The sequence below is a fragment of the Shinella sp. BE166 genome, from assembly GCF_051201095.1.
GTDB lineage: Bacteria > Pseudomonadota > Alphaproteobacteria > Rhizobiales > Rhizobiaceae > Shinella > Shinella lacus.
Window position 1 is genome coordinate 52873 of the sequence record NZ_JBPEHL010000011.1, and the last position, 20546, is coordinate 73418.

Genomic DNA, 20546 nt, shown 5'->3' on the forward strand with positions numbered 1-20546 from the left:
ATGTCATGAGCGAGGACGACGCCAAGGGCGCAAAAACCGTGGCGCAGAGCCAGCGCAAGGAACCGGTGGAACAGGTGTTGCAGGTCGAGCGCCGCGACTATACCGAGCTTGCGCCCGTCGGGCGTGCGCGCGGCCAGTCGCTGGAGGGTTTCGACGAGATCTATACCGACATCGTCGATTATATCGTGCGCTGTACGCACCGGATCTGGGACGAGCGCGACATCGGCCTGATCTACTCGCACTACACGCACAATTGCGTGCTCTACGGCACGCTCTGCACGATCTACAACCGCGAGGACGTGGTGCGCGACACGATCCAGCGGCTCGTCTCGCTGCCGGAGCGGCGCGGCATGGCGACCCAGGTTCTTTGGCGCGGCAATGATGTGGAGGGGTTTTACACCTCGCATCTTGTCACCGGCTCGGGCCGGCACACGCAGTTCGGCCATTACGGCCAGCCGACGGGGCGCACCTTCGTCTCGCGCACCATCGCCGACTGCATGATCCACCGTAACAAGATCTACCGGGAATGGGTGGTGGCCGATACGATGGCGATCATCAAGCAGCTCGGCCTCGATCCGCACGGCTTTGCCGAAAAGCTCGCAAAGTCCTCCTTCGACAAGGGCCTGCTGTCGCTCGATATCGGAGAGAACCGCCGGCTGCTCGGTCAATATCCGCCGGAAGCGGAAGCGGATGTCTCGATCGCGCATAACGATCTGGAGGCGCATACGCTGCGATGGCTGCACGACATGTTCAACGGGCGCATGTTCGGCCGCATCAAGGATGTCTACGCGCCAACCTGCCAGTATCACGGGCCGCTGATGAAGGAGCTTTACGGCATCGCCGCCGTGACGCACCAGCATCTCGGCCTCATCGGCTCGATCCCGGATGCCGCGTTCACCGCACAGCACATCTGCTCCAACCCCTGCGAGGAGGGCGGCACCAAGGTCGCGGTGCGCTGGCTGATGGAAGGCCACCACCTCGGCTACGGCATTTTGCAGGAACTCGGCGAGCCGACCGGCGCCCGCCTGCAGGTGATGGGCATGACGCATTTCCACTACAAGGACGGCAAGATCGTCGACGAGTGGAACGTCTATGACGAGCTGTCGCTGCTGGTGCAGGTCAAGCTCGCCGAGCTTGCCCGCCAGTCGGGCAGTGCCGACTGATCCGCCGATGAGAGGGGCGGGCCGGAGCGGCCCGCCACCTCAGAAAACTAGCGACACACCAGCCGCATGATCGTTTCGATGTTGAAGTGGATGCGGCCTTCCAGCGCGTCCTTCGCCATCAGGTCGCGGTCGTAGATGATCGAGCCGGTGAAGCGGTTGGTCAGGTAGTAGTAGTTGACCGCGGCGATGGTGATGTTCAGCTGCACGGGGTCGACACCCTCGCGGAAAACGCCTTCCCTTATGCCGCGTTCCAGCAGCGTATCGACCATGCTGACGAGCTTGCGGCTCGATGCTTTCACGATCTCCGATTTTTTCAAATGCTTTCCGCGGTGCAGGTTCTCGCTGTTGACCAGTGTCAAAAATTCCGGGTTCTTCAGGTAATATTCCCAGGTGAAGCGTACCAGTTTTTCGAGCGCCGCCTTGGGGTCGAGATCCTCCAGGTGGAGCTTCTGCTCGGCGCTGCGGATATCGAGATAGACCTCTTCCAGCACGGTCTGGAACAGGCCCTCCTTGCTCTCGAAATAGTGGTAGATCATGCGCTTGTTGGCCTTCGCCTTTTCGGCGATGTCGTCCACCCGCGCCCCACCCAAGCCATTCTTTGCGAACTCTTTTTTCGCCGCGTCGAGAATGCGCGCCTTGGTGGCTTCCGCGTCCCGGATGCGCGGCTTGCGGACCGGTTTTTCTGTCTGTTCGCTCGTCATGCTCGGGGCCTGTCCTTTGCGCAGTCGGGATGTCTTGCCTGCAACTCATACACGTAGAGATCGCCGTCCGTCAAAGCGGGTCGCGACGATTGCCTGGCGCGCGGCTGTTGAAAACCACTTGACTTGGGGGAAACTAAAGAAGTAACTAGTTAGTGCGTTAAGTGGCGTGAGAGACGCTCCGGGGCACTTCGGGCGAAAGCCGGAAGCCCCCTTCGGGTCCGTCGAGCCGGCCGCGGCGCGGGAAGCGTTTCAATTGGGGAATCGGGAGGAACCTATGTCGACCTTTATCAAGGATTTCATCGAGCGGGAGACGGTCAGCCGTCGCAACTTCTTGCTGGCAACCGCCGCCGGCCTCGGCGCCGTTGCGGCACCCGGTCTGATGGGCCGCGGCGCGGCACATGCCGCCCTGACGGACCCGGCGATTGCCTGGAGCTACCGCGACCGGGCGTCGGCCTACTGGAACTCGGTCATCGCCGGCGGCGAGGCTTTCGTGGAATCGCTCGGCAAGCCGAAGAGCGCGCTGGTGAGCCTCATCAACGAGGGCTCGACGGAAAAGTCGCTCGCCGACATCAAGGCGTTCCTCGCCAAGAACAACGGCAATTGCGCCATCGCCTGCGACGCCAATGACAGCCCGAATGCGCGCCCCGTCGTGGAAGCCGTGCAGGCCGCCGGCGCCTATATCTCGACGATCTGGAACAAGACCGACGACCTGCATCCGTGGGATTTCGGCGACAACTACGTCTCGCACATGACCTGGTCCGACGAACAGCCGGCCGAGCAGACCGCGCGCATCCTCTTCGAGGCGATGGGCGGCGAGGGTGGCGTCGTGCATCTCGGCGGCATCGCGGCCAACAACCCGGCCGTCGAGCGCCTCAACGGCCTCAAGAATGCGCTGAAGGATTTCCCGAAGATCGAGCTTCTCGATGCGCAGCCGGCCGACTGGGACACCCAGAAGGGTGCGGCGCTGATGGCCTCGTTCCTCACGCGCTACGGCGACAAGATCAAGGGCGTGCACTGCGCCAATGACAACATCGCCTATGGCGTCATCGAGGCGCTGCGCGCCGAAGGCATCGAGGACATGCCGATCGTCGCCTATGACGGCAATCCGGAAGCCGTGCAGATGGTCATGGACGGCCAGCTTCTCGCCACCGTCTTCACCAATCCGCACTGGGGCGGCGGCATCAGCGCGGCGCTCGCCTACCATGCCGCGATCGGCAGCTTCAAACCCTCCGAAGAGCCGAAGGAACACCGCGAGTTCTACGGCCCGACGATCCTCGTCACGGCCAAGGATGCCGCGGAATTCAAAGCGAAATATCTCGATTCCGTGCCGGTCTACGACTGGAAGGACTTCTGGGGGCCGTCGAACGGCCAGATCCAGTACAAGGCCTGACCAGGCCCGGCGGCAGCCCCAAGCGCTGCCGCCACTTTTCTTACATTAAATCTCATCGGGAAGAGGGGTGTCTGACGTGACACGTCGCCTATCGCGCGAAACCTTGATCAAGTGGGCGCCGCTCTTGGTGCTGCTCGCGCTCGTGATCTTTTTCACCGCGCTCAATCCAACCTTCTTCTCGCTGCGGAATTTTGCGCGCATCGCGATCGCCTCGGCGCCCGCGCTGATGGTCGCCGTCGGCGTCACCTTCATCATCGTCATGGGGTCGATCGACCTTTCCATGGAAGGCACGATCTCGCTGACCGCGGTCGCCTTTGCCTTCATCTTCGCCCAGTTCGGCGGCTCGCTCGGCGGCATGGGCTGGATCGCCATTCCGCTGGTGCTGGTGCTCGGCGGCGCGATCGGGCTGTTGAACGGGCTGGTCCATGTGAAGCTCAGGATACCCTCCTTCATGGCGAGCCTCGCCATGGGCTTCGTCGGCACGGGGGCCGCCATCCTGCTTACCGGCGGCGATATCGTGAAGGTCAGCGACGCGGCCTTCCGCGGCCTGCTCACCGTGCGCTGGCTCGGCTTCCCGCTGATGGTCTATATCGCCGCCTTCTTCCTGTTCGTCGCCTGGTTCATCCAGACCCACACGACGCTCGGCCGCAACTTCTACGCCGTCGGCGGCGGGGAGGACCTGGCGCATGCCTCGGGCCTCAACGTCACCCGGGTGCGCGTCACGGGCTTTGCGCTGGCGGGCGTCTTCTATGCCATTGCCGCCATCCTCGTCGTCGCCCGCATCGGGCAGGCGGAATCGGTGACCGGCTCGAACTTCATGTTCGTCTCCATCACCTCCGTCGTCGTCGGCGGCGTGGCGCTGTGGGGCGGCATCGGCGGCGTGTGGAATGCGCTGGTCGGCGTGCTCATCGTCGGCGTCATCGACAATGGCATGGTCGTCATCGGCCTGCCGGATTTCGTCCAGGACGGGGTGCTGGGCCTGCTCGTCATCGTTGCCGTCGTGCTGTCGACAGACCGCAAGATGGTTTCCTTCGTGAAGTGAGGCGCGCGCCATGTATCAGCTCAAAGCCGTCGACAAGAAATTCCCCGGCGTCCACGCCCTGAAGGCCATCGACTTCCATGTCGAGCGCGGCGAGATCGTCGGGCTCGTCGGCGAGAACGGCGCCGGAAAATCCACCCTGATGAAGGTCATCTACGGGGCCTACCAGCCGGATGGCGGCCAGGTCCTCATCAAGGGCGTGCCGGTGCGTTTTGCCAATCCGCGCCAGGCGATGGAAAAGGGCATCGGGATGGTGTTCCAGGAACAGTCGCTCATCCCCAACCTCACCGTCATGGAAAACATCTTCCTCGGCTACGAGCAGCAGTTCGTGCGCTTCGGCGTGGTGGACTGGAAGGCGATGGCGCGGGCCGCGAAGGCCCAGCTCGCCAAGGTGAAGCTCGATATCGATCCGGGCATGGTGACGTCGAAACTCTCGTTTGCACAGCGCCAGCTCGTCGAGCTGGCCAAGGTGCTGACGCTGGAGGAGCGGGTGAAGGGCGACCTCGTCATCCTGCTCGACGAGCCGACCTCCGTTCTCTCCAAGGAAGAGGTGCAGCTTCTCTTCAAGCTGGTGCGGGAACTGACCACCCGCGCCTCCTTCATCTTCGTCTCGCACCGCATGGACGAGGTGATGGACCTGTCGGACCGCATCTATGTCATGAAGGACGGCGCGGTGGTCGATGTGGTGGTGCGCGGCGGCGCCACGGCGGAGGCCATCCAGCACAAGATGGTCGGCCGCAACGTCGACAAACAATATTACCGCGAACACCTGCAGGCGCCCTATGACGCCTCGAAAGTGCTGGTCGAGATGGACCGCGTCGGCCTGCCCGGCCGCATCCAGGATATTTCGCTGAAGCTGCATGCCGGCGAAGTGCTGTGTCTGGTCGGCACGGAGGGTTCCGGCCGCGAGGCGATCCTGCGCACCATCTACGGCATGCTGTCGGCAACGACGGGGCAACTACGCATCAAGGGCGAGGACGCGGCCGGCTATTCGCCCCGCCACGCGGTCGCCCATGGCGTCGGCTACGTGCCGCGCGAGCGCAAGGTCGAGGGCATCGTCGCCGGCATGAATGTCTACGAGAACATGACGCTGTCGCAGATGAAGAACCATTCGCGCGGCGGTGTCCTTCGTGTTTCGGAAGAGCGGGCGCTGGCGCGCGACTGGATCAAGAAACTCTCGATCAAGGCGCATTCCGAATTCGCCGATTGCGGCAACCTTTCCGGCGGCAACCAGCAGAAGGTGGTTCTCGCGAAATGGCGCTCCGGCGGCTCGGATATCATGCTGCTCGACCACCCGACGCGCGGCCTCGATATCGGCGCCAAGGAGGACGTCTACGACATGATCCGCGCCATGAGTGCGGCCGGCGTCGGCATCGTGCTCGTGGCCGATACGCTGGAAGAGGCGATCGGCCTGTCGCACACCATCATCGTCGTCAAGGACGGTCGCATCCAGAAGCAGTTCGCCTGCGAGCCGGGCGCCAAGCCCACGCCCTACGACCTCCTGCACTACATGATCTGAGGGACCAATGGATATTCAGCGCCTCAAACCGCACCTGCCCTGGATCACGCTGGTCGTGCTCGTCGCGATCGTCGGCTTTACCGATCCGGGCTTCCTGCGCCCGACCAACCTGCTCGGCCTTGCCGGCGATATCGTGCCGCTGTTCATCATGGCGCTCGGGCTGACCTTCGCCATCTATATCGGCGGCATCGATCTGTCCGCCCAGTCCATGGCCAACATGGTGACGGTCATCGCCTCGGTCTACCTCGCCTCGATGGGGGCGTGGGTGGCGGTGTTCTGCGTGGCCGCCGGCTTCCTGCTCGGCATGCTGTCGGGCTATGTGACGACGCGGCTCTTCGTGCCCTCCTTCATCTCGACGCTCGCCATCGGCGGCGTGGCCTTCTCGATTGCGCAATGGCTCTCCGGCCAGCGCGCGCTCAACATGGATGCCGTCCAGCGCAACGAGACTTTCGGCTGGATGATCGGCCGCACCTGGGGCGTGCCGCATGAATTGCTGATCGCCGCGGTGCTGGTCGCCATCTGCCTGTTCATCGAGCGGCGAACGACGCTCGGTCGCGCGCTCAAAGCGGTCGGCGCCGGCGAGCTTGCGGCGGCGGCCTCGGGCCTCAACGTCGCGCGCTACAAGATTCTCGCCTTCGCGATTTCCGGCGCGCTTGCCGCCATTGCCGGCCTGCTCTTCGCGGTAAAACTCTCGGGCGGTGCGCCGACGATCGCCAACGGCTTCCTACTGCCGGCCATCGTCGCCGTGCTGGTCGGCGGCACGCCGCTCACCGGCGGCGTCGGCGGGGTGGTCAATACCGTCGTCGGCACGCTCATCGTCGCCGTCATCCGCGCCTCCATGCTCTATTTCGAGATCGACGCGACGCGCCAGCAGATGGTGTTCGGCATCGTGCTGATCGTCGCCATCGCGCTCACCATCGACCGCGCCAAGCTGCGCACCGTGAAGTGAGGGACCGGCAATGAGCACCATGCGCGCCGCCGTGCTGACCGCCCCGAAACGCTTCGAACTGCGCGACGTCCCCGTGCCGGCCATCGGCCCGGAAGACGTGCTGGTGCGGGTCACGCGCACCGGCATCTGCGGCACAGACATCCACATCTTCAACGGCCATTATGCCGCCGACAAGCTGCCGCTCATTCCCGGCCACGAATTCTGCGGCACCATTTTCGAACGCGGCGCCAATGTGCGCCATCCCGACGTCGGCACGCGGGTGATTGTCGATATCAACATCGGCTGCGGCACCTGCTTCTTCTGCCGGCGCAACGAGGTGCTGAACTGCGCCGAGGTCACCCAGGTCGGTATCGGCCGCGACGGCGGCTTTGCCGAGTTCGTCGCGGTGCCAGCGCGCCTCGCGATCCCCGTCACGGGCAACATCGCCGACGAGGTGCTGGCGCTCACCGAGCCCGTCGCCTGTGTCGTTCGCGCGGCGCGCAAGGCGCGGGCGAGCTTCGGCCAGTCGGTCGTCATCTTCGGCGCCGGGCCGGTCGGCAACCTGCATGTCCAGATGATGCGCCTCACCGGCGCTGCCCCGATCATCGTCACCGACCTCTCGGCCGAGCGCTGCCGGATGGCGATCGAGGCGGGGGCCGATGCCGCCGTGTCCGATCCGAACCGCCTGAAACAGACCGTGCTGGAGATGACCGGCGGGCGCGGCGCGGACCTGGTGATCGAAAGCGTCGGCAACAAGAGGCTCTATGAGCAGGCCTTCAAGTTGACGCGCCGCGGCGGCCATGTCGCCTTCTTCGGCATCACGCCGCCGGGCGATACCGTGCCGGTCGATATCCTCAAGACCGTGCTGGAGGAAGGCAGCCTGAAGGGGTCCGTCGCCGGCATGGGCGAGGACATGCACGACGCGCTGACGCTGCTGTCGCATGGCCGTTTCCGGACGGAGGATTTCACGAGGGCGAGCTATCCGCTGGAGCGCATCCAGGAGGCTTTCGACACGCTGGCCGACCGGCCGCAGGACCTGAAGACGCAAATCGCCATCGCGGCATAAACAATCGAAGTGGAGGATCCCATGGACCAGAAGACCCCGTTCCTTTCGCCCCCGACCGCAGCGCGCACCTTCGGCTTCTTCGTCGATGGCGAGTGGAAGGACGGCGCGGAGCACTTCGAGCGTGCCTCGCCCGGCCACGGCACGCCCGTCACGCGCACGGTGCGCTGCACGGTGGAGGACCTCAACGGCGCCGTCGCCGCCGCCCGCCGCGCCTTCGAGGATCGCCGCTGGTCCGGCCTTTCGGGTGCCGCACGCGGCAGCGTGCTGCTGCGCGTCGCCGAAGGGCTGCGCCGCCGCCGCGACGAGATCGCCTATTGGGAGGCGCTCGAAAACGGCAAGCCGATCTCCCAGGCGCGCGGCGAGATCGACCATTGCATCGCCTGTTTCGAGGTCGGCGCCGGTGCGGCCCGCCTGCTGCACGGCGACAGCTTCAACTCGCTCGGCGACGATCTCTTCGGCATGGTGCTTCGCGAGCCGATCGGCGTCGTCGGCCTGATCACGCCGTGGAACTTCCCGTTCCTCATTCTCTGCGAGCGCGTGCCCTTCATCCTCGCCTCCGGCTGCACCATGGTCGTGAAGCCCTCGGAAGTCACCGCCGCCACGACGCTGCTGCTCGCCGAAGTGCTGGCGGAAGCGGGCCTGCCCGCCGGCGTCTACAATGTCGTCACCGGCTCCGGCCGCACCATCGGCCAGGCTTTGTCCGAGCACCCGGACGTCGACATGCTCTCCTTCACGGGCTCCACGGCGGTCGGCCGCTCCTGCGTGCACGCCGCCGCCGACAGCAATTTCAAGAAGCTCGGCCTGGAGCTTGGCGGCAAGAACCCGATCGTCGTCTTCGCCGATTCCAACCTGGAGGACGCCGCCGATGGCGCCGCCTTCGGCATCAGCTTCAACACCGGGCAGTGCTGCGTCTCTTCTTCGCGGCTGATCGTCGAGCGCTCCGTCGCCGCCGAGTTCGAAAAGCTACTGGTGGAGAAGATGGCCAAGATCCGCGTCGGCGATCCGTTGGACGAGGCGACGCAGGTCGGCGCGATCACCACGGAAGCGCAGAACGCCACGATCCTCGACTATATCGCCAAGGGCAAGGCGGCGGGCGCGACGTTGCTCGCCGGCGGCGGGCCGGTCGATCTCGGCCGCGGCCAGTATATCGCGCCGACGCTGTTTTCCGGCGTTTCGCGCGACATGGCGATCGCCCGCGACGAGATTTTCGGCCCCGTTCTGTGCTCCATGCACTTCGACACGGTGGAAGAAGCCATCCAGCTTGCCAATGATACGGTCTATGGGCTTGCGGCGAGCGTCTGGACGAAGGATATCGATAAGGCGCTGACGGTGAGCCGCCGGGTTCGCGCCGGGCGCTTCTGGGTCAACACGATCATGGCGGGCGGTCCCGAAATGCCGCTCGGCGGCTTCAAGCAATCCGGCTGGGGCCGCGAGGCGGGCGTCTACGGGGTGGAGGAGTACACGCAGGTGAAATCCGTTCATATCGAGATCGGCAAGCGCACGCATTGGATCGCATGATGGCAGAGGGCTACGACTATGTGATCGTCGGCGGTGGCACGTCGGGTTGCGTGCTGGCGGCGCGGCTGTCCGAAAATCCGTCCGCGCGCGTCTGCCTGATAGAGGCGGGCGGGCGTGACACCAACCCGCTGATCCACATGCCCGTCGGCTTCGCCAAGATGACGACCGGGCCGCTCACCTGGGGCCTCAAGACCGCGCCGCAGAAACACGCCAACAACCGCGAGATCCTCTACGCGCAGGCCAAGGTGCTCGGCGGCGGGTCCTCCATCAATGCCGAGGTTTTCACCCGCGGCGTGCCCGGCGATTACGATCGCTGGGTGGAGGAGGGCGCTGAGGGCTGGGGTTTCAGGGACATCCAGAAATATTTCCTGCGCTCGGAGGGCAATTCCATCCTCTCCGGCGCCTGGCACGGCACGGATGGCCCGCTCGGCGTCTCGAACATTCCAGAACCCCAGCGCATGACGCGCGCCTTCGTGCAGAGCTGCCAGGAATTCGGCATTCCCTACAATCCGGATTTCAACGGCCCGGTGCAGGAAGGTGCCGGCGTCTACCAGACCACGACGCGCGACAACCGCCGCTGCTCGGCCGCCGTCGGCTACCTGCGCCCGGCCCTGAAGCGCAAGAATCTGACAGTGGTCACCGGCGCGCTCGTGCTGCGCGTGGTCTTCGAAGGCCGCCGCGCCGTGGGCGTCGATTTCGAGGTGGACGGCAAGCGCCGGACGGCGCGCGCCGACAGCGAAGTGCTGGTCACCTCCGGCGCCATCGGCACCCCGAAGCTGATGATGCTCTCGGGCATCGGCCCGGCCGATACGCTGAAGAGCCACGGCATCGATGTCGTGCAGGACCTCTCCGGCGTCGGCCAGAACCTGCAGGACCATTTCGGCGTCGATATCGTCGCGGAACTGAAGAACCACGACAGCCTGGACAAGTACAACAAGCTGCACTGGTCGATCTGGGCGGGCATTCAATATGCGCTGTTCAAGTCCGGTCCTATTACCTCCAACGTGGTGGAGGGCGGCGCCTTCTGGTATGGCGACAAGACGAACCCCACGCCGGACCTGCAATTCCATTTCCTCGCAGGCGCGGGTGCGGAAGCCGGCGTTCCCGGCGTGCCGAAGGGCTCCTCCGGCATCACGCTCAATTCCTATACGCTGCGGCCGAAATCGCGCGGCACGGTGACGCTGCGCTCAGCCGATCCCCGCGCGCTGCCGGTCATCGACCCAAACTTTTTGAGCGATCCCGACGACATCAGGATCTCGGTCGAAGGTGTCAAAATCAGCCAGGAAATCTTCGCCCAGCCGTCCTTGCAGAAATACATCAAGGCCCTGCATTTCCCGGACAAGAGCGTGCGCACGGAGGCGGATTACATCGCCTATACGCGCCAGTTCGGCCGCACCTCCTACCACCCGACCTGCACCTGCAAGATGGGACGCGACGCCCTGTCGGTGGTCGATCCGCAACTGCGCGTGCACGGCCTCGACGGCATCCGCATCTGCGACAGCTCCACCATGCCCAGCCTCGTCGGCTCCAACACCAATGCGGCGACGATCATGATCGGCGAAAAGGCGGCGGACATGATCCGCGGCAATGCTTGATCCACGTTGACTCCCAAGCAAAGAGGGCGGCCCAACGGCCGCCCTTATTCATTGGCCCCCACGCGCTGAGTTCGTTGGGCCAAGGGCGCAAACCTCTCCTCCGTCATGCTCGGGCTTAACCAGGGCATCCACGCCCCGGGTGCCAAATGGATCCTCGGGTCGAGCCCGAGGATGACGTGGAGGGTGTGGCAAGACTCGCTGCACAGCAAAGGGCGGCACAGTGGCCGCCCTGAAATCATTGGTCCACATGCGCTGAGTTCGTTGGCCAAAGGCGCCAAGCCTCTCCTCCGTCATGCTCGGGCTTGACCCGAGCATCCATGCCCCGGGTGCCACATGGATCCTCGGGTCGAGCCTCAGGATAACGTGGAGGGTGTGGCGAGGCTCGCTGCACAGTGAGGGCGGCACGGTGGCCGCCCTTTTTTAATCAATCCCACTCAGGCACCCAAGGCAAAAGCCCCGGCTTGATGATGCGGTAGCCGGTGGTGTTGAGGGTGTCGATGCGGGCCATGTCGACGGAGGAGAGGGTGAAATCCATGATCTCGAAATTCGCCCGGATGTTCGCCGGCTTCGTCGACATGGTGTTGAGCGGCACGCCCTTCTGGAGGATCCAGCGCAGCACGACCTGGGCGGCCGACTTGCCGTAGCCTTCGCCGATCTCGGCGAAAAGCCCGTGCTTGAAGACTTCGCCGCGCGCCACCGAGGCGTATGACGAGAGCGGAATGCCGGTCTCCGTCGCCGCGGCGAGGAGCTTGTTCTGGTCGAGCAGTGGGTGGAACTCCACCTGGTTGGTGACGAGCGGCACATCGACGACCGCTTTCGCCTCCCGCATCATGCGCGCCGTATAGTTCGACACGCCGATTGCGCCCGCCAGGCCTTTGTCATAGGCCTCCTGCAACAGGCGCAGCGACGGGGCGACATCGCCATCGGCCGGCGGCCAGTGCAGCAACAGCACATCGGCGCGGTCGAGCTTCAGCGCCGCGAGGCTCGCCTCCACCGAGGGGATGAATTTCTCCGCGCTGTAATTGTCCGGATGCACCTTCGTGGTGATGCAGAGTTCGGCGCGGGCGACGCCGCCGGCGGCAAGGGCCGCCCCGGTCTCGGCCTCGTTGCCATACATCTGCGCCGTGTCGAACGCCCGGTAGCCGGCTTCAAGGGCCGCGTCCACGGCGGCGCGCAGGTCGTCGCCCTTCAGCGGATAGGTGCCGAAACCGCGCTGAAAGCTCTTCTGGAAATAGATGTTCATGCCTCCTCCTTGGCTGGTCGATGCGCCGGCGGTGCGGGCGCGAAAATCTTGCTTGCCCGATTGCTCCGGCCGTGCTTAATGTATAACTAGTTAGTTACTTAATGCAATGGAGATCGGAGGATTCGGCCATGAAGAAGGTGAAGACCGCGGAGGAGGCGGCCAGGCTCGTCAAGGATGGCGCGGTCGTCGCCGTCAATTCTTCCTCGGGCCTGTGCTGCCCGGATGCCGTGCTGAAGGCGCTCGGCGAGCGCTTCGATCACGAGGGCCATCCGCGCGGGCTGACCTCCGTCCACCCGATCGCAGCCGGCGATTTCTTCGGCACCAAAGGCGTCGACCACATCGCCAAGCCCGGCATGCTGGAAAAGATCATCGGCGGCTCCTACCCCTCCGGGCCGAGCAATGCCGAGCCGCCGCTGATCTGGCAGATGATCCTGAAGGAAGAACTCGCCGCCTGGAACGTGCCCTCCGGCATCGTCTTCGACATGCTGCGCGAGGGTGCTGCCAAGCGCCCGGGCGTGCTGACCAAGGTCGGCATGGAGACCTTCGTCGATCCCGATCAGGACGGCTGCGCGATGAATGCCAGCGCGCGGGCCGCACCCCTCGTCAAGCGCGTGGAATTCGCCGGCGAGGACTGGCTGCATTTCCCGGCCATCCGGCCCGATGTCGCGATCATCCGCGCCACCACCGCCGACGAGAAGGGCAACCTGACCTTCGAGCAGGAGGGTGCGACCCTCGGCGCCATGGAAATGGCGCTTGCCGCGCGCAATTCCGGCGGCCTCGTCATCGCGCAGGTCAAGCGCGTGGCGGCGAGCGGCTCGCTGCGACCGCACGACGTGCGCGTGCCCGGCATTCTGGTCGATGTCATCGTGGAGGCGCCAGAGCAGTTGCAGACGACGGCCACGCCCTATGATCCGGCAATTTCCGGCGAACTATTCCGCCCGCTCGACACCTTCCGCCTTCCGGCGCTCGATGTCGGCAAGGTGATTGCGCGGCGCGTGGCGCGGGAGCTCAGGGAGGACTGGGCGGTCAATATCGGCTTCGGCATTTCGGCCAATGTGCCGCGCATCCTCATCGAGGAAGGCCACCACGGCAAGATCACCTGGGTCATCGAGCAGGGCGCCGTCGGCGGCGTGCCGCTGCTCGATTTCAAGTTCGGCTGCGCCTCCAATGCGGAGGCCTTCGTCGCCTCGCCGCACCAGTTCTGTTACTTCCAGGCCGGCGCCTTCGATTGTTCGCTGCTGTCCTTCCTGGAAATCGATGCCGAGGGCTCGGTCAATGTCAGCCGGCTGGCGGCGACGCCGCACCGCACCGCCGGCGCCGGCGGCTTCGTCGACATCACCGCGCGGGCGAAAAAAATCGTGTTTTCCGGCAATTTCAATGCGGGCGCGAAAATGCACATCGAGGATGGCCGGCTGGTCATCGACAAGGAGGGCCGCATCGCCAAGATCGTGCCGAAGGTCGACCAGGTCAGTTTTTCCGGCAAACGCGCCCGTGCGCAGGGGCAGGACATTACCTATGTCACCGAGCGCTGCGTCATCCGGCTTGAGGCGGATGGGCTGGTCGTCACCGAAATCGCGCCCGGCCTCGATCTCCAGCGCGACGTGCTCGACCAGGCGGCCACGCCACTCAGGGTCTCCGAGACGCTGAAGACCATGGACGCCGCGCTGTTCCGCGCCGAGACCATGGGTCTCGCCCTGTGAGCGACCCGCGCGTTGAGTTGGTGGTCGAGGACCGCATCGCCCGGCTGACGCTGCGCCGCCCGGAAAAACTGAACGCCATCGACGCCGAAATGGTCGACGCGCTTTTGCAGGCCTGCCGCGATATCGAGCGGTCGGATGCGCGCGTCGCCATTCTCACCGGCGAGGGCGCGCGGTCCTTTTCCGCGGGCGGTGATATCGCGGCGTGGAGCAACCTCGATGCGGAGGTCTTTTCGCGGCGCTGGCTGCGCGACGGGCATGATGCCTTCGATGCGCTGGCGCGCCTCAGCGCGCCGCTGATCGCCGTGCTGAACGGCCACGCGCTCGGCGGCGGGCTGGAGCTTGCGGCCTGCGCCGATCTGCGCATTGCGGAAGCCCATGTGAAGATCGGCCAGCCGGAGCCCGGCCTCGGCATCATTCCCGGCTGGTCCGGCACGCAGCGCGCCGCGCGGCGTTTCGGGCCATCGCTGGTGCGTCGCATGGCGCTGTTCGGCGAGGTTTTTTCCGCGGAAGAGGCGCTGGCGCTCGGGCTCGTCGATCAGGTCGTGGCGACGGGCGAAGGCCCGGCCGCGGCAGAAGGCGCCGCCCAGCGCGTGCTGAAACGCGCACCCCGCGCCACCGAGCTCACGAAAATGCTGATCAACGCCGCCGAAGGCGAGGAGAATGCCCGTGTCGTCGAGGCGCTGGCGGGTGCCGCGGCCGCGGCATCGGCCGACCTCGCGGAGGGTCTTGCCGCCTACCGGGAAAAGCGGCCGCCGGCGTTTTAGCGGACAGCACGCCCGCGCCGCCAGGCAGCGCGGGCAGCAGGCTCAGGCCGGCACCGGCGCGTCCTCGCGCAACAGGCCCTTGCGTTTCAGATCCACCCAGAACTCACCGGGAATCGGGTGGGAGAACCAGGCGAGATTCTGGTCCAGCTGCTCCACCGTGCGCGTGCCCGCCATGAAGGACGGCACGGCCGGGTGGGCGACCACGAATTGCAGGGCGGCGGCGGCCAGCGGCACGCCGTGTTCGGCGCAGACGGCCTCGATCCTGGCGACTTTTTCCAGGATTTCGCGCGGCGCCGGGGCGTAATTGTATTTGGCGCCTTCCTTCGCGCCTGTCGCAAGGATGCCCGAGTTGAAACCGCCGCCGACCACGACGGCCGCACCCCGTTCCTCGCAGAGCGGCAGGAAGGCGTCGAGCGCGTCCTGTTCCAGCAGCGTATAGCGGCCGGCCAGCAGGAAGCAGTCGAAATCGCGGCGCTTCAGCGCCTCATGGCAGACCTGCCATTCGTTGACGCCGACGCCGATCGCCTTCACCAGTTTTTCCGAGCGCAGCTTTTCGAGCGCCCGCCAGGCGCCATCCATAGCCTGCTCGAAGACCTCCGGCTGCGCGTCACCGCGCGTGAAAACGTCGATGTCGTGGATGAAGCACATCTCCATGCGTTCCAGCCCCAGCCGTTGCAGGCTGTCCTCGAAAGCGCGCATCGTGCCGTCGTAGCTATAGTCGAAATGCATGGTGAAGGGCGCGGCGTTCTTCCAGGGCGCAAAATCGATCGTGTCGCGCCGGGCCGGGCGCAGCAGGCGGCCGACCTTCGAGGCGAGCACGAAATCGTCACGCTCCTTCCAGCGCAGCGCATGGCCGGTGCGAAGCTCCGCCAGGCCATGGCCATACATCGGCGCGGTGTCGAAGAAGCGCACGCCGGCATCCCAGGCGTGCTCGAACATGGCCGCGGCCGTCGCCTCGTCGATCTCGTGGAAAATATTGCCGAGGGGGGCGGTGCCGAAGCCGAAGCTGGTGACCTCGATATCCGTGCGGCCGAATTTTCGCTTGTCGCTCGCGTGCATACTTATCCTCCATAAGTAACCATATGGTGAATAGTAAGCACGGCCCAACCCCCTGTGCAAGCAGGTTCGTGCACGTTTGGAAATTTTTCCGGCTTGACGTCGTGCATCCGTCACATGTATGTAACCAGATAGTTACTAGAAGCGAGACGAAGCCGATGTATCTCACGGAAACACAGGAGCAGGTGCGCGACATGGCGCGCGCCTTCGCCGATGAAATGATCCGCCCTCTGGCCGAGGAACTGGACCGCGAGGAGAGTTTCCCCGCCGCCCTCTATGACGAGATGGCCAAGCTCGGCCTGTTCGGCATCGGCGTGCCGGAGGCGCTCGGTGGCCCGGGCTTCGACACGCTCACCTACGCGCTGGTGATGGAGGAGCTGAGCCGCGGCTACGCCTCCGTCGCCGACCAGTGCGGCCTCGTCGAGCTGATCTCGACCCTGCTGGTGCGCCACGGCACGGAGCGCCAGCAGGCGCTGCTTCCCGACATTCTCGGCATGCGCGCCAAGGTCGCCTATTGCATCACGGAGCCGGAGGCCGGCACCGATGTCTCGGGCATTCGCACGACGGCGGTGCGCGATGGCGACGGCTGGCGGCTCGATGGCGGCAAGATCTGGATCCACAATGCGCCGGTCGCCGATTACGGCTTCGTTCTGGCGCGCACCGACAAGGACGCCGGCAACCGCGGCATGTCGATCTTCATCGTCGACCTGCATGCGGCCGGCGTCGAGCGCGGCCCGAAGGAACACAAGATGGGCCAGCGCGCCAGCCAGGTCGGCGCGCTGAATTTCGCCGATGTTCGCCTCTCCGCCGATGCGTTGCTCGGCACGGAAGGCCGCGGGTTCCACATGATGATGTCGGTGCTCGACAAGGGTCGCGTCGGCATCGCCTCGCTTGCCGTCGGCATCGGCCAGGCGGGCCTGGAAGCCGCGCTCGACTATGCCGGCACGCGAAAACAGTTCGGCAAGGCGATTTCCGATTTCCAGGGCGTGCAATGGCTGCTCGCCGACATGGCGAAGGATATCGAGGCCGCGCGCCTGCTGGTGCACTCCGCCGCCTCGAAGATCGATTCCGGCGCGGACGCCACGAAGGCCTGCTCGATCGCCAAATGTTTTGCCGGCGACATGGCCGTGCAGCGCACTGCCGATGCCGTGCAGGTGTTTGGCGGCTCGGGGTACATCCGCGGCTTCGAGGTGGAGCGGCTCTATCGCGACGCCAAGATCACGCAGATCTACGAGGGCACCAACCAGATCCAGCGCATGATCATCGCGCGCGAACTCTTGAAGAAGGGGGCGCGGGCATGAGTGCCCGGCCGGTCGCGCTGGTCACCGGCTCGTCGCGCGGCATCGGGCTGGCGGTGGCCGAAGCGCTCGCAGGCCAGGGTTTTGCCGTCGCTGTCAACGGCCCGGCCGAGGATGCGGAACTGTCGGCGGCGGTCGCGCGCATTGCGGCGCTGGGCGTGCCGGTCATTGCCGCCCCCTTCGACGTTACCAGTATCGCCGGTCACGAAGCCGCGCTCGACGCCGTCGAGGAAAAGCTCGGCCCGCTCACCACGCTGGTCAACAATGCCGGCGTCGGCGTACTCCAGCGTGGCGACATGATGGACGTGTCGGAGGAAAGCTGGGACCGCTGCTTTTCCGTCAATGCCAAGGCGCTGTTCTTCCTGAGCCAGGCCTTCGCCCGGCGCCTGCTGGCGCGCGAACGGCCGCCGCTCTTTCATTCGATCGTCAACATTACCTCGTCCAATGCCGTCGCGGTGGCCGAGCAGCGCTCGGAATATTGCGCCTCCAAGGCCGCCGCCGCCATGGTGTCCAAGGCGCTCGCCGTGCGGCTCGGGCGCGAGGAGATCGCCGTCTATGACGTGCAGCCCGGCCTCATCGCCACCGAGATGACCGCGCCGGTGATCGACGCTTATCGCGAACGGGCGGAGCAGGGCCTGACGCTGTTTCCCCGCGTCGGCCAGCCCGACGATATTGGCACGCTGGTCGCCTCGCTTGCGTCGGGGCGGCTTCCCTATACCACCGGCCTCACCATCCCGGCGGATGCCGGCATGCTCGTCCCGCGCTTCTGAGGGTTTTTTCATGACTATCGCGCTTCCCGATACCGCCGGCCGCCTCTCGGACTACACCCTGACGGGCCAGCCGATCGCCGCGGCCAAACTCGGCAGGAACCCGGCCCGCACCGTCTATTCTGCCGCCCATGTGGTGGCCGATCCGTTCACCGCCAACGATCCCTCGGGCCGCGCCACGGTCGATTGGGAAAAGACCATGGAATTCCGCCGCTACCTCGCGGGCCTCGGGCTCGGCATTGCGGAGGCGATGGACACCGCGCAGCGCGGCATGGGCCTCGACTGGCCGGGCGCGCTGGAGCTCATCCGCCGCACGCGCGAGGAGCTGCCGGATGCGCTGGTCGCCAATGGCTGCGGCACGGACCATCTCGACCCCTCCTCGGTGACCAGCCTCGACGATGTCCGTCGCGCCTATCTGGAGCAGGCCGACGCCATCCAGAAGCTCGGCGGGCGCATCATCCTGATGGCCTCGCGCGCCTTGGTGCGCGTCGCCAAAGGGTCGGAGGACTATGTCAAAATCTATTCGGACGTGCTGTCGGCCTGCGACGAGCCGGTGATCCTGCACTGGCTCGGCGACATGTTCGATCCGCAGCTGGCCGGCTACTGGGGCAGCGCGGATTTCGACCCCGCCATGCAGACGGCGCTCGCCGTCATCGCCGGGAACACGGCCAAGGTGGACGGCATAAAAATCTCGCTTCTCGACAAGGAGAAGGAAATCCGCATGCGCCGCCGCCTGCCGGCGGGCGTGAAAATGTATACGGGCGACGACTTCAACTATCCCGAATTGATCGAGGGCGACGAGGAGGGCTTTTCCCATGCCCTGCTCGGCATCTTCGATCCGCTGGCGCCCGCAGCTGCTTACGCGGTGGAGCGGCTGGGCGAGGGCGACAAGGCGGGCTTCCGTGCGACGCTCGATCCGACCGTGTCGCTCGCCCGGCTGATCTTCCGCGCGCCGACGCAATATTACAAGACGGGCGTCGTCTTCCTCGCCTGGCTCAATGGGTTCCAGGACCATTTCATTATGTTGAACGGCGCGCAGGCCATGCGGCCGCTGCCCTATTTCGTGGACCTCTTCCGCCATGCCGACCAGTGCGGCCTGCTGCGCGATCCGGAGCTGGCCGTGGAGCGCATGAAGAAGCTGCTTGCGCTCTACGGGGCCTAGGCGATGCGGGATTTTTCCAGCGATCATTCGGCACTTGCGCTCAACACCGCGAGCCTCGGGCACAATCTCGAAGGCCATGGTGCGGGCTGGTCGCCGGAGCGGGTGATCGATGCCTGCTCAGAGCGTGGCTTTGGCGCCATCGTCTTCTGGCGACGGGAAATCGGGTCGCGGGCCGTGGAGATCGGCGCGCGGGCGCGGGCGGCGGGTCTTTCCGTCGCCGGGCTTTGCCGCACGCCGTTTCTGGTCGGCACGGAAGCGGTGGACAGGATTGCCGTCATCGACGAGGCGAAGGCCTCCATCGACATGGCGGCGGGGCTTGGCGCCGACGTGCTGACCATCGTGGTCGGCGGCGTGCATCCGGGCACCAGGGGCACGGCGGAAAGCCTGAGGATCGTCGCCGACCGTGTCGCCGAGATCGCGCCCTATGCGGCGGAGCGGGGTGTCAAGCTGGCGCTCGAACCGCTCAATCCCGTCTATGCCGGCAACCGCTCCTGCCTCACGACGGTGCGCGATGCCGTCGATCTCTGCGAAACGGTCGGCGCGCTGAACCTCGGCATCGCCGTCGATGTCTACCATGTCTGGTGGGACACGGACCTCGATGCGCAGTTGCGCCGCGCGGGAAAAGACCGGATCTTCGGCTACCACCTGTGCGACTGGCTCGCCGACACGCGCGACGTGCTGCTCGACCGCGGCATGATGGGCGACGGCGTCGCCGACCTGAAGGCGATCCGCACCAGCGTCGAGGGCGTCGGCTATGCGGGGCCGTGCGAGGTCGAGATCTTTTCCGCGAACAATTGGTGGAAACGGGACCCCGGCGGGGTCCTCGATGTGATGGTCGAGCGTTTTCGCGCGCTCTGCTGACGATTTAGGAGATTCTTTATGAAACTGCTGGTGCCCATCAAGCGGGTCGTTGATTACAACGTCAAAATTCGCGTGAAGGCGGATGGCTCGGGTGTCGAGCTTTCGAATGTGAAGATGTCGATGAACCCGTTCGACGAGATTTCGGTCGAGGAAGCCTTGCGGCTGAAGGAAGCCGGCAAGGCGTCGGAAGTGGTCGTCGTGTCGATCGGTCCGGCGAAGGCCGAAGAGACGCTGCGCACCGCACTCGCCATGGGCGCCGACCGCGCCGTGCTGGTCGAGACGGAGGATGCCGTCGAGCCGCTCGCCGTGGCCAAGATCCTCAAGGGTGTGGCAGAAGCTGAACAGCCTGGCCTGATCATCGTCGGCAAGCAGGCGATCGACGACGACAGCAACCAGACCGGCCAGATGCTCTCGGCGCTGCTCGGCTGGGCACAGGCGACGTTTGCCTCGAAGGTCGAGATCGGCGATGGCTCTGCACAGGTCACCCGCGAAGTCGACGGCGGTCTCCAGACCATCGAAGTGAAGCTCCCGGCCGTGGTCACGACGGACCTGCGCCTCAACGAGCCGCGTTATGCCTCGCTGCCCAACATCATGAAGGCGAAGAAGAAGCCGCTCGACAAGAAGACGCCCGCCGACTTCGGCGTCGACACGAGCCCGCGCCTCAAGGTGCTGAAGACCGAAGAGCCGTCCGGCCGCAAGGCAGGCGTCAAGGTCAAGAGCGTCGCCGAACTCGTTGACAAGCTCAAGAACGAAGCCGGCGTGCTGTAAGGCAGGAA

The 20546-nt window shown here is 65.4% G+C and carries 18 protein-coding genes; 15 read left to right on the plus strand and 3 right to left on the minus strand.

All coding sequences use genetic code 11. The annotated features are described in order from the left end of the window. The first annotated feature begins 5 nt into the window (after nucleotides 1-5). Nucleotides 6-1163: an ester cyclase gene (locus J2Y63_RS23625; protein WP_435268073.1), complete on the plus strand. Its 1158-nt coding sequence runs from the start codon at nucleotides 6-8 to the stop codon at nucleotides 1161-1163. 47 nt (nucleotides 1164-1210) lie between these two features. Here the strand turns inward: J2Y63_RS23625 and J2Y63_RS23630 are convergent, their stop codons facing one another. Then, nucleotides 1211-1864 (minus strand): TetR/AcrR family transcriptional regulator, encoded by a 654-nt coding sequence (locus tag J2Y63_RS23630; protein ID WP_256120357.1) that lies wholly within the window; start codon nucleotides 1862-1864, stop codon nucleotides 1211-1213. 274 nt (nucleotides 1865-2138) lie between these two features. Here J2Y63_RS23630 and J2Y63_RS23635 point away from each other — a divergent pair, with 274 nt between their 5' ends. From J2Y63_RS23635 to J2Y63_RS23665, 7 genes are all read left to right on the plus strand, one after another. Next, nucleotides 2139-3254 carry a sugar ABC transporter substrate-binding protein gene (locus tag J2Y63_RS23635; protein ID WP_435268074.1) on the plus strand — a complete coding sequence of 372 codons (1116 nt, stop codon included), beginning with the start codon at nucleotides 2139-2141 and terminating at the stop codon, nucleotides 3252-3254. A gap of 76 nt (nucleotides 3255-3330) precedes the next feature. Next, complete coding sequence (locus J2Y63_RS23640; RefSeq protein ID WP_435268075.1) at nucleotides 3331-4296, plus strand: ABC transporter permease; 966 nt, start codon at nucleotides 3331-3333, stop codon at nucleotides 4294-4296. Nucleotides 4297-4306: 10 nt separating this feature from the next. Next, nucleotides 4307-5812 (plus strand): sugar ABC transporter ATP-binding protein, encoded by a 1506-nt coding sequence (locus J2Y63_RS23645; protein ID WP_435268076.1) that lies wholly within the window; start codon nucleotides 4307-4309, stop codon nucleotides 5810-5812. 7 nt (nucleotides 5813-5819) lie between these two features. Further along, a complete protein-coding gene (locus tag J2Y63_RS23650) occupies nucleotides 5820-6761 on the plus strand; it encodes an ABC transporter permease (RefSeq protein WP_435268077.1) in 942 nt (313 codons plus the stop codon). A 10-nt stretch (nucleotides 6762-6771) separates the two neighbouring features. Next, nucleotides 6772-7806 carry a zinc-dependent alcohol dehydrogenase gene (locus tag J2Y63_RS23655; RefSeq protein ID WP_435268078.1) on the plus strand — a complete coding sequence of 345 codons (1035 nt, stop codon included), beginning with the start codon at nucleotides 6772-6774 and terminating at the stop codon, nucleotides 7804-7806. A gap of 21 nt (nucleotides 7807-7827) precedes the next feature. After that, the gene (locus J2Y63_RS23660) at nucleotides 7828-9324 is read left to right on the plus strand and encodes an aldehyde dehydrogenase family protein (RefSeq protein WP_435268079.1); all 1497 of its coding nucleotides are present in this window, start codon (nucleotides 7828-7830) and stop codon (nucleotides 9322-9324) included. Continuing rightward, nucleotides 9324-10919, plus strand: a complete 1596-nt coding sequence (locus J2Y63_RS23665; protein WP_435268080.1) for a GMC family oxidoreductase — start codon at nucleotides 9324-9326, stop codon at nucleotides 10917-10919. The genes J2Y63_RS23660 and J2Y63_RS23665 overlap by 1 nt, the downstream gene beginning before the upstream one ends. Before the next feature lie 424 nt (nucleotides 10920-11343). Here the strand turns inward: J2Y63_RS23665 and J2Y63_RS23670 are convergent, their stop codons facing one another. Continuing rightward, on the minus strand, nucleotides 11344-12162 hold the full coding sequence (locus J2Y63_RS23670) for an aldo/keto reductase (RefSeq protein WP_435268081.1): 819 nt from the start codon (nucleotides 12160-12162) through the stop codon (nucleotides 11344-11346). A gap of 128 nt (nucleotides 12163-12290) precedes the next feature. Between J2Y63_RS23670 and J2Y63_RS23675 the strand changes: the two genes are divergently transcribed. Together J2Y63_RS23675 and J2Y63_RS23680 are read left to right on the plus strand one after the other, a co-directional pair. Then, a complete protein-coding gene (locus J2Y63_RS23675; protein ID WP_435268082.1) occupies nucleotides 12291-13862 on the plus strand; it encodes an acyl CoA:acetate/3-ketoacid CoA transferase in 1572 nt (523 codons plus the stop codon). Next, nucleotides 13859-14626, plus strand: a complete 768-nt coding sequence (locus J2Y63_RS23680; RefSeq protein ID WP_435268083.1) for an enoyl-CoA hydratase/isomerase family protein — start codon at nucleotides 13859-13861, stop codon at nucleotides 14624-14626. The genes J2Y63_RS23675 and J2Y63_RS23680 overlap by 4 nt, the downstream gene beginning before the upstream one ends. Nucleotides 14627-14668: 42 nt before the next feature. Here J2Y63_RS23680 and J2Y63_RS23685 read toward each other — a convergent pair whose 3' ends face one another. After that, complete coding sequence (locus J2Y63_RS23685; protein ID WP_435268084.1) at nucleotides 14669-15685, minus strand: aldo/keto reductase; 1017 nt, start codon at nucleotides 15683-15685, stop codon at nucleotides 14669-14671. Between the two features lie 155 nt (nucleotides 15686-15840). On the opposite strand from J2Y63_RS23685, the gene J2Y63_RS23690 reads away from it, so the two are divergent. Genes J2Y63_RS23690 through J2Y63_RS23710 form a run of 5 tightly spaced genes read left to right on the plus strand, consistent with a single transcriptional unit; the run spans nucleotide 15841 to nucleotide 20538 of the window. Further along, entirely contained in the window at nucleotides 15841-16983 is a 1143-nt protein-coding gene (locus tag J2Y63_RS23690) for an acyl-CoA dehydrogenase family protein (protein ID WP_435268085.1), read from the plus strand. Beyond that, on the plus strand, nucleotides 16980-17750 hold the full coding sequence (locus J2Y63_RS23695) for a 3-ketoacyl-ACP reductase (RefSeq protein WP_435268086.1): 771 nt from the start codon (nucleotides 16980-16982) through the stop codon (nucleotides 17748-17750). The genes J2Y63_RS23690 and J2Y63_RS23695 overlap by 4 nt, the downstream gene beginning before the upstream one ends. Nucleotides 17751-17760: 10 nt before the next feature. After that, nucleotides 17761-18909, plus strand: coding sequence for a dihydrodipicolinate synthase family protein (locus tag J2Y63_RS23700; RefSeq protein ID WP_435268087.1), 1149 nt, complete (start codon nucleotides 17761-17763; stop codon nucleotides 18907-18909). Between the two features lie 3 nt (nucleotides 18910-18912). Further along, complete coding sequence (locus J2Y63_RS23705; RefSeq protein WP_435268088.1) at nucleotides 18913-19770, plus strand: sugar phosphate isomerase/epimerase family protein; 858 nt, start codon at nucleotides 18913-18915, stop codon at nucleotides 19768-19770. Between the two features lie 18 nt (nucleotides 19771-19788). Beyond that, complete coding sequence (locus J2Y63_RS23710; protein ID WP_435268089.1) at nucleotides 19789-20538, plus strand: electron transfer flavoprotein subunit beta/FixA family protein; 750 nt, start codon at nucleotides 19789-19791, stop codon at nucleotides 20536-20538. The last annotated feature ends 8 nt before the right edge of the window (nucleotides 20539-20546 follow it).